The sequence below is a fragment of the Mesorhizobium sp. BR1-1-15 genome (genome assembly GCF_020165475.1).
Taxonomy (GTDB): domain Bacteria; phylum Pseudomonadota; class Alphaproteobacteria; order Rhizobiales; family Rhizobiaceae; genus Mesorhizobium.
Window position 1 is genome coordinate 264,539 of the sequence record NZ_JAIUIF010000003.1, and the last position, 12,954, is coordinate 277,492.

A 12,954-nucleotide genomic window follows, 5' to 3' on the forward strand; every position below is an offset into this window, starting at 1 on the left:
TTCCCCGGTAGGAGACGCCCGGAAAAGGCGACTTCGCTTGCCGGGGGGTTATCACGGACCGCGCGCCATGCAAACAATCTTGAAGATCGGAACACGCGGCAGCCCGCTGGCGCTGGCGCAGGCGCAGGAAACCCAGGCGCGGCTTATGGCGGCGCATGGTTTGCCGCAAGAAGCGTTCGAAATCGTCGTCATCTCGACCAGCGGCGACCGCATCCAGGACCGGCCGCTGTCGGAAGCTGGCGGCAAGGGCCTGTTCACCAAGGAGATCGAGGAGGCGCTGCTCGCCCGCGCGATCGACATTGCCGTGCATTCCTCGAAGGACATGCCGACGCAGTTGCCCGACGGCCTGGAGCTCTCAGCCTTTTTGCCGCGTGAGGACGCACGCGACGCCTTTGTCGGCAGGGCGGCTAAGACGATTGCAGACCTGCCGCGTGGCGCCAAAGTCGGCTCGTCGTCGCTCAGGCGGCAGGCGCTGATCCGCCGCATGCGGCCGGATCTCGACGTGGTGATGTTTCGTGGCAATGTGCAGACGCGGCTGCGCAAGCTCGATGAAGGCGTCGCCGCCGGCACCATCCTCGCCCATGCCGGGCTGAAGCGGCTCGGGCTCGGCCACGTGGTCACCGATCTGATCCCGCTCGACATCTTTCCGCCGGCGCCGGGCCAAGGCGCGATCGGCATCGAAACCCGCATAGGCGATGGCGACGTCGAACAGATGCTGGCGGCCATCCACGACCTGCCGACCGGACAGGCGCTGGCTTGCGAGCGCGCTTTCCTGGCGGCCCTCGACGGCTCTTGCCGCACGCCGATTGCCGGTCATGCCGTGATAGACGGCGCGGACCTTTCTTTCGCGGGATTGATCATCTCGCCTGATGGCACGCAGTCGCACATGGTCGAGATGAAAGGCCCGGCGCTGGATGCCGCCCGCATCGGTGAAGAGGCGGCAAGGACGGTGCGGGCCAGGGCCGGCGAGACATTCTTCGACGGCTGGGCCTGATGGTGCAGCGCGTTCTGGTGACGCGGCCTGAACCGAGCGCCTCCCGCACCGCGCGACTGCTCAAGGACATGGGGTTTCTACCGGTGCTTTTGCCGCTGACCGAGACGGTGACCTTGCCGATCGATGCGGACCTCGTCATCGGCAATGCCGTGGCCGTTGCGGTGACCAGCGCCAATGGCGTGCGCTTTGCGCCTAAGGAGGTCGTCGCCCGGCTTTCGGACTTGCCTTGCCATGCCGTCGGCAAGAGGACCGCGCAAGCCGCGCGTGAAGCAGGATTTTTGTCCGTCAGCGAAGGTCCCGGCAATGCCGAAGGTCTTGCCGGCAGTCTTGCCGGCGAATTCCAGGGCAAGACCATTGTCTATCTCTGCGGACGCGTGCGCTTCCCGGCATTCGAGCAGCGGCTGCAAGCTGCCGACGTCGGGGTCCGCCCCGTCGAGACATACGACACGCTCGCCGTGACCTATTCGGACGAGGCCGTGCTTGCCCGTCTGTCGGGGCAAACCGCGGATGCGGTGCTGCTCTATTCCGCCAGGGCGGCTACCGCGCTGCAGGCCCTGGTCAGGCGGCCTGCGCTGCATGAAGCCTTTGACAAGACGCGGGTTTTTGCCCTGTCGCATCGCATCGCCGCCGTCCTTGGCGACGTCGCTGGCGACCGCATCCACATAGCCGCGCGGCCCGACGAGGGTGCGCTGCTTTCGCTTTTGCGGCCCGGGTCCTGAGCCGCGTCATCACACCGCCCCTTTTCACCGCTTGGTGATGTGCTAGACCCTCTTTGAACCATCCCCAAGCGAATTTGCGGAGCCCAAGCATGGTGAAGACGCCGAAGATGCGACATTCGAAAAGCCGCCGCGAGCCGGTGACCATCGAACTTGAGCCCGGCGCCGTTTCCCGCATCGCCGACGAGAATGCCGCCAGGGCCGGGGCGCAAACCGATGAGGCCAAGGCGGAGGAAGCCGCGAACGCCTCGCAGCCGGAGGCGCCCGAAGAGCCTGTGCACGCCGACCAGACCGATCTAGAACCCTGGGAGCACGCCGAGGCGACAGCGCCCCGATCGGAACGATCCGCGGAAAGCGCCGCCAAGGCGGACGAACCGGCGGCAGCCTACCCCGGTTCCCCGGAGGACGCCGCTGGCAAGGCCGGCGCCTTCGACTACAGTTTCGAGGACGCTTCGGCGAAGCGCGCCGAACCTGAACCGGCCGGGCGGGTGACCGGCGCCTCGGCGGGGAACGGGAAAACCGCATCCGCACCGCCGCCGAAGCGGGTCAACGGCATCGCGGCCGGCATCATCGGCGGTGTCATCGCACTGGTCGGCGCCGGCGGATTGCAGTTCGCCGGCCTGCTCGGCGCGCCGGGGTCCGCTCCCAGCGTCTCGCTCGAAGGCGTCAACGGCGAAATCGGCGCGCTCAGAACCGAGATCGCGGATCTGAGGCAAGCCGGCGACGGCGGTGCGTCGGCCAAGGTCGACGGGTTGTCCGCGGCGTTGGATCAGGTCAGGACGGATGTCGCAGCGCTCAAATCGGCGGTCGAGCAAGGCGGAGCGGGCGACAATGCCGGGCTGGCCGCGCTTGGCGACAAGGTCAGGCAGATCGAGACGGCGGTTACGGCGCTCGGTAAGGCCGGCAACTCGGCCCCAGTCGATCTCGGTCCGCTCAATGAAAGGGTGGCCGGCCTCGATGCGCTGGTGAAATCGGCCGGCGAGGCGGCGGCGAAGCAGGACAGTCGGCTCACCGCGCTGGAGCAGTCGGTGTCGCAGCTTTCTGGGAAAGTCGAGGCGCAGGCCGGACAGCCGAAGGTCGCGCTCGCCATCGCCGCTTCGGCACTGAAGGCGGCGCTCGACCGTGGCGCGCCGTTTGGTGCCGAGCTTGAGACCTTCGCCGCGATCGCGCCGGACGCGCCGCAGCTTGTGGCTCTGCGTGCCTACGCGCAAAAGGGCGTCCAGACCCGCACCGAGATCGCATCGCAGATGGATGCCGCCGCCAACGCCATGGTCGCGGCGGCCACGCCGGTCGACGAAAATGCCGGGCTGCTGCAGAACCTTCTGTCGAGCGCCGAATCGCTGGTCAAGGTCCGGCCGATCGGCGCTGTCCAGGGCGCCGGCGCGCCGGAAACCATTGCGCGCATGGAGGTGGCGGTCAATCAGGGCGACTATGCCAAGGCGCTCACCGAATATGAGACGCTGCCCGCGCCTGCAAAGGCGGCCGGCGCCGATTTTGCCGGCAAGCTGAAGGCACGCATCGAGGTCGAGACGCTGATCGATGCGCTGATATCAGGCGCGATGAAGGCGTGAGGAACTGGCGATGATCCGAATCCTGCTCTTCCTCGCCGTCGTCTTCGCGCTGGGCCTAGGCTTTGCCTGGCTGGCGGACCGGCCGGGTGACATGGTCATCACCTTCAACGGCTACCAGTATCAGGTCAGCCTGATGGTGGCGGCGGTGGCGGTGGTCGCTGTCGTCGCGGCGGTGATGATCCTGTGGTGGCTGATCAAGTCGGTCTGGAACAGCCCCTACACCATTTCGCGCTATTTCCGGGTGCGGCGCCGCGACCGCGGTTATCAGGCGCTGTCGACTGGCATGATCGCCGCCGGCGCCGGCGACGGCGCGCTGGCCCGCAAGAAGACCAAGGAAGCGGCCAAGCTGATCCGCTCCGACCAGGAGCCATTGATCCATCTGCTCGAGGCCCAGGCTTCGCTGCTCGAAGGCGACCACGAAGGCGCGCGCCAGAAATTCGAGAGCATGCTCGACGATCCCGAAATGCGGCTGCTCGGCCTGCGCGGGCTTTATCTCGAAGCCGAGCGCCTGGGGGACCGCAATGCCGCCAGGCACTATGCCGGGCGCGCCGCCGGCATGGCGCCGCAACTGGCCTGGGCGGCCGAATCGACGCTTGAAGAGCTGACCGGGCGCGGCGACTGGGACGGCGCGCTGAAGCTGGTCGAGGCGCAGAAGGCGACCCGCCAGATCGAACGTGACGCCGCCAACCGCCGACGCGCCGTGCTGTTGACCGCCAAGGCGCAGTCACTCGCCGACAGCGATCCCGCAGCCGCCCGCACGGCGGCGATAGAGGCCAATCGGCTGCAGCCGGAGTTCGCGCCGGCCGCGGTCGCGGCTGCGACGCTGCTGTTTCGCCAAAACGACGTGCGCAAGGGCTCGAAGATCCTCGAGACGGCCTGGAGGGCCGAACCGCATCCGGAGATAGCGGAGCTCTATACCCATGCAAGGCCAGGTGACGCCGTGCTCGATCGCCTCAACCGGGCGAAGAAATTGCAGGAGATGAGGAAGAACCACGCCGAATCCTCGATGACGGTGGCGCGCGCCGCGCTCGATGCACAGGATTTTGCGACTGCCCGCCGCGAAGCCGAGGCGGCGATCCGGATGGACCGCCGCGAGGGCGCCTATCTGCTTTTGGCCGACATCGAAGAAGCCGAGACGGGCGACCAGGGCAAGGTGCGACAGCTCTTGTCCAAGGCGGTGCGGGCGCCGCGCGACCCGGCCTGGGTCGCCGACGGCGTCGTCTCGGAGCGCTGGGCGCCGGTATCGCCGGTCACCGGCCGGCTTGACGCCTTCGAGTGGCGCGCCCCGATGGAGCGTCTCGGCCAGCTGATCGACAGCCGTGACGATGCGCCGGACGCCCCGGCGGTGGCGATCGAGGCGCCGGGCAGGCCGGCGCAGGAAGAGTCGGTCGAGGTGATCGATCACGCTGGCCCGGGCGGCGAGACGGCCGGCAAGCAGGCCGAGAACGATCAGGACCACGTCAGGCCGGTGACGGCGCAGGCTTTCGCCGCGGTGCCCGCCGATGCCGAGGCCGTCGAACCGGCGCAGGAACTGGCACGCCTGCCGGACGATCCCGGCGTCGATCCGGACGATGCGGCGGAAAAGTCGCCGCGCCGGTTCCGGTTGTTTTGAGTTGGCTGGGTGGCCCGGCCGTTTGGGAATGGATCGATGTTCGAACGCGTTTTGTCGTTTCTGAGGGATTTGCCGACCGGCACCGGCGCCCGCGCCAGCGCCGATGATCCGCGCGTGGCAGCCTCGGCGCTGCTCTACCACGTGATGAGCGCCGACGGCGTGCGCCAGGACGTCGAGTGGGAACGGTTCAAGGCAGTGCTGGCGCAGGCCTATTCGGTCAGCGGCAACGAGCTCGACGCGCTGGCCGCCGCCGGCGAGCGCGCCGACAACGAGGCGATCGACCTCTATGCCTTCACCAGCGTGCTGAAGCGCCACCTCGATGCCGAAGGCCGCAAGGCTTTCATCGGCCTGATGTGGGAGATCGTCTATGCCGATGGCGAGCTGCACGAGTTGGAAGACAACACGGTCTGGCGCGTTGCCGAGCTGATCGGCGTCGAACGCCAGGATCGCATCGAGGCGCGCCGCAAGGCGGCGGCCGCGGCGCCGGGGGCCCGTGGAACGTCGAGCGACGAATAGGATCCATCCGCCGATGCCGCCGATGCCGCCGCGTTCGAAGCCGAGAATCCTGATCGTGCTGCATCAGGAGAATTCGAGCCCCGGGCGCGTCGGCCACATGCTTCTCGAAGAGGGCTTCGATCTCGACATCCGCCGCCCGCCGCTTGGCGATCCCTTGCCAGAGACGCTCGACGGCCATGCCGGGGCCGTGGTGTTCGGCGGGCCGATGAGCGCCAATGACGAGGACGAGTTCGTCCGCCGCGAGACCGAGTGGCTTGAGGTTCCGCTGCGCGAGAACCGGCCGCTGCTGGGCATCTGCCTTGGCGCGCAGATGCTGGTCAACCATTTGGGCGGCAAGGTCGAGGGGCATGGCGAAGGGCTTGTCGAGATCGGCTGGTATCCGTTGAAGGCGACGGAAGCGGGCCAGAAACTGATGCGCTGGCCGGAAATGGTCTATCAGTTCCACCGCGAAGGTTTTTCGCTGCCCAGCGACGCGACCTTGCTGGCGACCGCCGAGACCTATCCCAACCAGGCTTTCCGCTACCGCGACAATGCCTGGGGCATCCAGTTCCACGGCGAATTGACCAGGCTGATGATGCAGCGCTGGGTGGTGCGCGGCGCGCACCGCTTCGAATTGCCGGGCGCCCAGCCCGGCCGCGACCATCTCGGCGGCAGGCTGATCTGGGACATGCACCTCAAGCGCTGGCTGGACGAGTTCCTGGTGCTGATTTTCGGCGGCCGACGGCGCGGTCGCGGCACAACCATCCCCTGATGGCGGGTCGTTTAACGCCTGCTAGTTCGAAAACGTCACGCTCACGCCGCGCTGACGAAAATAAGCCTGCATCAATTTGCGGCCCGAGCGGTTGTTCTGCGCCAGTTTGGTGGGATCGAACACCGCCTGCTTCATCCCCTCTCGTGCCAGCGCTGCCTTAAGCGTCGCGATATGGGCGTCGAGATCGGCATTGTCGGCCCGCAGCGACACATAGATACTCTCGGTTGCCTCAGCCACGGTCGGTTCGCTCACAGGTATCGTCCTTTGGTTGGTCGGGCGGCGGCTTAGCACGGATTCGCAGCCCGCCGATACCGGTGGACCTGAATTCGATGCCCCGTCAGTTTCGTCCATTGAGGTGCCGCACCCTTCGGAGCGCCGGGAACAGGTAGGCCCACAGGCCGGCAACGGCGATGGCGCCGACGCCGCCGATGACGACGGCCGGCACCGTGCCGATCAGCGCCGCCATGGTGCCGGCGCGGAATTCGCCGAGCTCGTTGGAGGCGCCGACGAAGACCTGATTGACGGCGTTGACGCGGCCGCGGACATGATCGGGGGTCCAGAGCTGGATCAAGGTTTCCCTGATGTAGACGCTGAACATGTCGGTGGCGCCGAGGAAGGCCAATGCCAGGATCGACAGCCAGGCGATGGTCGACAGGCCGAACAGCACCGTAAAGGCGCCGAACGCGGCCACGAAGCCGAGCATGATCAGGCCCGCGTGGTTGCGGATAGGATGACCAGCGAGCCAGATGGCGACACAGATGGCACCCACCCCTGGCGCCGAGCGCAGCAAACCAAGTCCCCAGGGACCGAGTTGCAATATGTCGCGGGCATAGATCGGCAGCAGCGCCGAGGCGCCGGACAGGAGCACGGCGAAGAGATCGAGCGAGATGGCGCCAAGCACGATCTTCTCGCCCCAGATGTAACCGAAGCCGGCGAACAGGGTCTGCATGGTCGGCTTGTCGGTCTCGCTGCGCTGTGCCGGCCTCGGTATGGTGAAGATCAGCAGCCCGGCGACGAGCATCAGCGCCGTGGCCGTGCCATAGGCCACCTCGGCCGATACGCCGTAGAGAAGGCCGCCGGCGACCGGCCCGACGATGGTCGCCGTCTGCCAGGCCGACGAGTTCCAGGCAATGGCGTTGGCGAAATCCCGGGGCGGCACCAGATTGGCGAACAGCGACGACGAGGCCGGTCCGAAGAAGGCGCGGGCGATGCCGAACATGGCGAGCACGATGAAGATTGGCAGCGGGCCACTGATGCCGCGCAGGGTCAGGATGAGCAGCGCGAGCGCGCAGATCGCCTCGAGCAGCACCGCCAGCGCCATGATCAGCCGGCGGCCGAAACGGTCGGCAACGACCCCCGTGACCAGCACCAGGAGCAGCGCAGGCAGGAACTGGACGATGCCGACAAGCCCGAGATCGAGCGGGTCGCGGGTCAGATCGTACATCTGCCAGCCGACCGCGACGGACACGATCATGGTGGCGAATGTGGTGAGGAAGCGCGCCGCCCAATAGCTCAGGAAGGAGCGATGGCGGAACGCGGCATAGCGCTGGTCCGGTGATATCTGTTCGGAGGTCATGGAACGAGGCCCCGTTAGAAGGATGGAGGCCGGCGGGGCACTTCCACGATGGACGCTGGTCCGGCCGGGGAGCCCTTTAGCCCAGTTCGACGTATGACGCGCGCAAAAAACAGGTTCTGGATCAAGGATTTTCTGACGTGTTCCATCGAACGCACACGAAACTCACCCGCCAAGACCCGGCGGGACAGGAAAGCCTATCGGGTGTCTCGAAGACCGCATGCCCCCCCATCGTGCACGCGATAACCTTGAAAGCCGATCCGTGAGCAGCATTCTTTCGGCCTGCCCACTGGCCTGGCCGAAACCTACCAATACATTGGGGTTCTGGCGATAATGTCGAGCGTAACTCCACCCTTATATATCGTCGTCCCTTGTGAATTGGAATAATAGACCATTTTATGCTGGAATAGTCGAAAAGCGTAGGCGTAACCCAGCAATCTTTTTGCTGGAGCCTTTCTGTCAATCATATTTAAGTACTTGCTAAATCAAGCAGGGTGCTTACTGGGTTATTAAGCATTCTCAAAACAGAACTCAAGATCTGGCAATTTTCCCTTGCTAGCCGGCGACATCGGCTACAACCTATGGATACATCAACCGCGCCGGCGGATCGTTGGCATGCTTGGGCGGATGGGCGCTAGGCATGGAGAGGGAAATGGACATTCGCCAAGGCGGCTCCCGCTGGGAGCGTTCCCCTCGACTTGAGGAATTGCGACAGCCGGCAGCAAAGTCGTCGAATGCCTGGACCACAGCCCGGGCGTTTCGTGGTCCGCGAAGCTTTTGTCCTCTTCGGATCGTCCCCCGATCGACGGATGAATCGCTGCCGCCGGGGAGCGAGGAGAATAAACCGTGAAACATATAGTCTATTCGGTCATCGCCAGTGTTTTACTGGCGGTCGCCGGCTGCACCACCGACGATCAGACCATCGACACCAGGCCGCAATACGACAAGCAAGGCAATCCCAATTTCGATACGCGAGGCAGATACATTGGCTGCCATGGGATCGGATGCAAAGTCGATGACCCTGGCGATGGGGATCAAAGCATCGACGACAGGCCGCAATACGACAGGCAAGGCAATCCAAACTTCGATACGCAGGGCAACTATCAGGGGTGCAATGGCATTGGCTGCCAGGTCGATGCGCCTGACGATGACAATTCATCGGGTGACGACGATTCCGACTGACAGCCACACTCCGCAAAGGAAGAGGAAAACCACCTATGTCTGAATTCGGCGACTTGGTTCGACGGCACGCCAAAATCGTCATGATCGGGCTGGCGGGGTTGATACCGACATCTGCTTTCGCGAACGATGCCTGCGACGGCGTCAAGGTCGAAGTGACGAAGGCGCGCAAACAGGAATATGCACCGCTCGTCGCTTCGGCGATGGACAATAAGTTCAAGCCCGCCCGCGCCAAGTTCATCACCATCTTGGAAAGCGGCAACTGGAGCGCCGCTTATGTCTCCACGCCTGTGAGCGATGACGGCGTGATGTTCTTCCAGACCGTCGACGGAAAGAAGCAGTTTCGTGACGTATGGGGCGGCTATGCCGATCCATCGGAAAAGCCTGGACTGGTATCCTGGGCGAAGAAGCTTGGAGCACCGGAAAAGCTGGCCAGGTGCTTCGCCGAAACCGTTACGGAATGACGATGCCGCTCACCTGCAAAGAGGACGAGACCAATGAAAACCGCAATTCTGACCACCGCCGTGGTTCTGGCCATGCCGGCTTTCGCTTTTGCCAAGGACAAGTGCGCCGGCGCCAAGGATCAGGCCACCATGAACCAGTGCGCCGATGCTTCGTTCAGGAAATCCGACAAGAAGCTCAACGAACTTTACAAGCAGATCGAAACCCGCCTGAAGGACGACGCGGATACCAAGAAGCTTCTTGTCCAAGCGCAGCAGGATTGGATCAAGTTCCGCGACGCTGAGTGCAATTTCCAGACCGCGGGAGCGGCCGGAGGCAGCGTGGTCCCCATGCTCCTCTCGATGTGCATGGATGGCCTGACGCAATCCCGGGTCAAGGATTTCGACGGTTACCTGAACTGCAAGGAAGGCGATCTGAGCTGTTCCGTTCCGGCAGCGAACTGAGCTTTCCTGCCTGCCTGCAGGCGGGGTGGAAAATCATTCCCTCAGCGCGGCGGAGATGGCGTCGAGCCCCCCTGCAATTGCGCGCTCGCCGTGGAAGAGCGCAAGATCGGGCAGCGACAGGCCGAGGTCGAATAGCTTCTGGTCGGCGATCGAATTTCGGAGAGATTGTAACGGATGCGGTCGTAGCCGTATTCCTGCGGCGCCTCTTTCTCGATCACCAGCCTGGTGTAGTTCATGGCTTTCCCAAGGCCTGTCTGCACATCCAAGCCACAAAAGCATGAAGCCTGCCAAGACGGACCGCCGGCAGGCCTCAATCAAACCATTGGCTCAGCGCCGGAATGCGCGCTCAGGCCGAGACCTTGGCTTTCCTGCCCCTGGCCGGCGCTTTCGGGGCGACGGCCTTGCGGCCGAGACCGATCGACTTAGCCAGTTCCGAACGCGAGGCCGCGTAATTGGGAGCGACCATCGGATAGTCCGACGGCAAGCCCCATTTGGCGCGGTAGGCGTCCGGCGTCAGGCCGAAATGCACGCCCAGATGACGCTTCAGCGATTTGAACTTCTTGCCGTCCTCCAGGCAGATGATGAAATCCGGCGTCACCGACTTCTTGGGATTGACCGCCGGCACGAGCGGCGCCGCCACGGGTACGGCCGGCTGGCCGAGCCCGCTGATCGAAGCGCTGACGCTGGCGATGAGGTCGGCCAGGCCGGAGGCGGGCAGGCGGTTCTTCTCGACGTAAGCCGACACGATATGGGCGGTCAGCTCGAGAAGGTCGATATCCTTGCGAGCGTCGTTGCTGTCGTCGGTCAATCTATTTTCCTCCGTCTATGGCGTATGGGGCCCGAAATCGGCACAGTTTCGGATGGGATGATGCGCAAAGTTAAAGTGCGGCGGCGTCTTTGCACGTCCCTCGCGGTTCGTCGCGATGTAGTGCGCCGGAATTCCTAGTCGGCAAATCTGCGCAATGCAACGACTTGGCCCCGCGTCACACATTATTTTGAATAACTATACTGAACTGTAATACTATCAGACGATCAGGGCCTTGTCTCGCCACAGACGAAATCCGCCTTCGAAGGCGCGTGTGTTGTCGCCGCGCCTGCTGTCGGCGGGCAAATCGCCGAGCTTGTCGACATTGCCGCCGCCGATGACGACATAATCGGGCTGCATGGCGGCGCGCAGCCGGTCGACGACGTCGAAAACGGATTTTCGCCATTTCTTCTTGCCGCGTTTTATCAGGCCGCGCTCACCGACATAGTCCTCGAAGCTCTTGCCCTTCTTATAGGGAAGATGGGCGAGTTCCATCGGTTGGGCGACGTTGTCGACGATCATCGCCGCACCCAGGCCGGTTCCCAACCCCAGGAACAGCATGCGACCGCCTTCATAGCTGCCGATGGCCTGCATCAGCGCGTCGTTGACCACCTTGACCGGTTTGCCGAACTGCGCGGCGAAGTCGAAGCCGGCCCAGCCCTTGCCGAGATTGGCGGGATCGAACAAGGGCCTGTTGTGATGCACCGGGCCGGGATAGCCCATCGAGATGACGTCGTAGGACAGTCCGTCGGCCAGCGCCTTCACCGCATCGATCATCTGCTGGGGCCTCAGGTCCGGCCCGGAATCGGCGCGGCGCTCAGCACCGCCTGAGCTGGTGAGGATCTTGACGTGCGAGCCGCCTATGTCGATCGACAGCACGATCGGATCGCCGCTCGCCGCTTTCGGCCTTGCCGTCCTGGCCATGCTGCCCTCTCCCAGCCTATTTCGATGGATTGATCCAGCCGTTCGGCGGCCCGAAGCCGTTCATGGCGGCTGCCGGCCCCCAGGTCTTCGGTTCATAAAGATGCGGCGGCGTGGTGTCGCCGAGGACCGGCCCGACGATGCGCCAGGCAAGTTCGCTGGCGTCCTGGCGGGTAAAAAGCTGGCCATTGCCGTTCATGGCATCGCCGATCAGCCGTTCATAGGGCGGCATATCGCCCTTGCTGTCGTCGAGCGCCGTCAGTTCGACCTGTTCGCCGACCATGTCGTCGCCCGCTGCCTTGCGCTGGGCGCCGATCGAGATCGCCACCTGCGGGTCGATGCGGAAGCGCACATAGTTGGCGTCGTTCGGCTTAATCGGGTCGAAGACATCGAGCGGCGGCCGCTTCAGCCGCACGATCACCTCCGTGGCATGCACCGGCATGTTCTTGCCGGCGCGGATGAAGAACGGCACGTCCCGCCAGCGCCAGGTGTCGACGAGGAAGCGCACCGCCGCGAAGGTTTCGACCGGCGAGTTGGGCGCCACGCCGGGCTCGGCGAGATAGCCGTCGAATTGGCCACGCACGATATCGTCCTTGGTCAGGGTGCGGATCGCGCGCAGCACCTGCACCTTCTCGTCGATCAGGTCGTCGGCGGAACGGCCGACCGGCGGTTCCATCGCCAGCAGCAGGAGGATGTTGAGCAGATGGTTCTCGATGACGTCCCTGACGCAGCCGACCTCGTCATAGAAGCGGCCGCGCCCATCGATGCCGAAATCCTCGGCCATGGTGATCTGCACGCTCTCGACGAAATTGCGGTTCCAGATCGGTTCCAGGAAGGAATTGGCGAAGCGGAAATAGAGCAGGTTCTGGATCGCCTCCTTGCCGAGATAGTGATCGATGCGGAAGATCGACTGTTCGTCGAACACCAGATGCAGCACTCGGTTCAGCCAGCGCGCCGATTGCAGGTCATGGCCGAAGGGCTTTTCCACCATCAGCCGCGCGCCGCGCGCCGTGCCCGATTGCTCCAGGCCCTGGACCACCGTCTCGAACATGGTCGGCGGCACCGCCATGTAGTGCAGCGGCCGCTGGGCGGTGCCCAGCGCGCTCTTCAGTTTCTCGAACGTGGCCGGGTCGCGATAGTCGCCGCTGACATAGCGCAGCAGCGAAGCGAGCTTGGCGAACACCTTCTCGTCGATCTTGCCGAGCGTATTGACGATGCCGTCGCGCGCGCGGTCCTGCAATTTCCTCAAATCCCAGGCGTCGAAGGCGACGCCGATCACCGGTTCGGTAAGCGTTCCCTTGGCGACCATGGCATAGAGGGAAGGAAATATCTTCTTGTGGGCGAGGTCGCCGGTCGCCCCGAAGAGCACCAGCGTATCGGACCGTTCCGGGCTCATGAGCGCGTCTCCCCT

At 64.4% G+C, this 12,954-nt stretch carries 15 protein-coding genes; 9 read left to right on the forward strand and 6 right to left on the reverse strand.

Features of this window, described 5'->3' with window-relative positions; all coding sequences use genetic code 11:
- The first annotated feature begins 67 nt into the window (after window positions 1–67).
- The 6 genes from hemC (at window position 68) to LB541_RS07510 (ending at window position 6,160) form a co-directional block, all read left to right on the forward strand.
- Window positions 68–994 (forward strand): hydroxymethylbilane synthase, encoded by a 927-nt coding sequence (hemC, locus tag LB541_RS07485; protein WP_140625408.1) that lies wholly within the window; start codon window positions 68–70, stop codon window positions 992–994.
- Complete coding sequence (locus LB541_RS07490) at window positions 994–1,713, forward strand: uroporphyrinogen-III synthase (RefSeq protein ID WP_263488019.1); 720 nt, start codon at window positions 994–996, stop codon at window positions 1,711–1,713. The genes hemC and LB541_RS07490 overlap by 1 nt, the downstream gene beginning before the upstream one ends.
- An 89-nt stretch (window positions 1,714–1,802) precedes the next feature.
- Window positions 1,803–3,281 (forward strand): COG4223 family protein, encoded by a 1,479-nt coding sequence (locus LB541_RS07495; protein ID WP_224618117.1) that lies wholly within the window; start codon window positions 1,803–1,805, stop codon window positions 3,279–3,281.
- Window positions 3,282–3,291: 10 nt separating this feature from the next.
- A complete protein-coding gene (locus tag LB541_RS07500) occupies window positions 3,292–4,893 on the forward strand; it encodes a heme biosynthesis protein HemY (RefSeq protein WP_140739134.1) in 1,602 nt (533 codons plus the stop codon).
- Window positions 4,894–4,929: 36 nt separating this feature from the next.
- Window positions 4,930–5,409: a TerB family tellurite resistance protein gene (locus tag LB541_RS07505; protein ID WP_140492633.1), complete on the forward strand. Its 480-nt coding sequence runs from the start codon at window positions 4,930–4,932 to the stop codon at window positions 5,407–5,409.
- 13 nt (window positions 5,410–5,422) lie between these two features.
- Window positions 5,423–6,160 carry a glutamine amidotransferase gene (locus tag LB541_RS07510; protein WP_411961444.1) on the forward strand — a complete coding sequence of 246 codons (738 nt, stop codon included), beginning with the start codon at window positions 5,423–5,425 and terminating at the stop codon, window positions 6,158–6,160.
- Between the two features lie 21 nt (window positions 6,161–6,181).
- Here LB541_RS07510 and LB541_RS07515 read toward each other — a convergent pair whose 3' ends face one another.
- Window positions 6,182–6,412, reverse strand: coding sequence for a hypothetical protein (locus LB541_RS07515; protein ID WP_140492627.1), 231 nt, complete (start codon window positions 6,410–6,412; stop codon window positions 6,182–6,184).
- Between the two features lie 85 nt (window positions 6,413–6,497).
- On the reverse strand, window positions 6,498–7,736 hold the full coding sequence (locus tag LB541_RS07520; protein ID WP_140580174.1) for an MFS transporter: 1,239 nt from the start codon (window positions 7,734–7,736) through the stop codon (window positions 6,498–6,500).
- 843 nt (window positions 7,737–8,579) lie between these two features.
- Here LB541_RS07520 and LB541_RS07525 point away from each other — a divergent pair.
- From LB541_RS07525 to LB541_RS07535, 3 genes are read left to right on the forward strand one after another with little or no spacing between them, the layout of a single operon-like run.
- Window positions 8,580–8,915: a hypothetical protein gene (locus tag LB541_RS07525; RefSeq protein ID WP_140625404.1), complete on the forward strand. Its 336-nt coding sequence runs from the start codon at window positions 8,580–8,582 to the stop codon at window positions 8,913–8,915.
- Window positions 8,916–8,950: 35 nt separating this feature from the next.
- Complete coding sequence (locus tag LB541_RS07530) at window positions 8,951–9,376, forward strand: hypothetical protein (RefSeq protein ID WP_140554826.1); 426 nt, start codon at window positions 8,951–8,953, stop codon at window positions 9,374–9,376.
- A gap of 33 nt (window positions 9,377–9,409) precedes the next feature.
- Window positions 9,410–9,817, forward strand: a complete 408-nt coding sequence (locus LB541_RS07535; protein ID WP_140816392.1) for a lysozyme inhibitor LprI family protein — start codon at window positions 9,410–9,412, stop codon at window positions 9,815–9,817.
- Between the two features lie 41 nt (window positions 9,818–9,858).
- On the opposite strand, the gene LB541_RS07540 is transcribed toward LB541_RS07535, so the two are convergent.
- From LB541_RS07540 to zwf, 4 genes are all read right to left on the reverse strand, one after another.
- On the reverse strand, window positions 9,859–10,053 hold the full coding sequence (locus LB541_RS07540; protein ID WP_224618118.1) for a hypothetical protein: 195 nt from the start codon (window positions 10,051–10,053) through the stop codon (window positions 9,859–9,861).
- 110 nt (window positions 10,054–10,163) lie between these two features.
- Entirely contained in the window at window positions 10,164–10,625 is a 462-nt protein-coding gene (locus tag LB541_RS07545; protein WP_140492615.1) for a MucR family transcriptional regulator, read from the reverse strand.
- A gap of 216 nt (window positions 10,626–10,841) precedes the next feature.
- Window positions 10,842–11,546: an ROK family protein gene (locus tag LB541_RS07550; protein ID WP_140492612.1), complete on the reverse strand. Its 705-nt coding sequence runs from the start codon at window positions 11,544–11,546 to the stop codon at window positions 10,842–10,844.
- Between the two features lie 16 nt (window positions 11,547–11,562).
- Window positions 11,563–12,939, reverse strand: coding sequence for a glucose-6-phosphate dehydrogenase (gene zwf, locus LB541_RS07555; RefSeq protein ID WP_140492609.1), 1,377 nt, complete (start codon window positions 12,937–12,939; stop codon window positions 11,563–11,565).
- Window positions 12,940–12,954 lie beyond the last annotated feature (15 nt).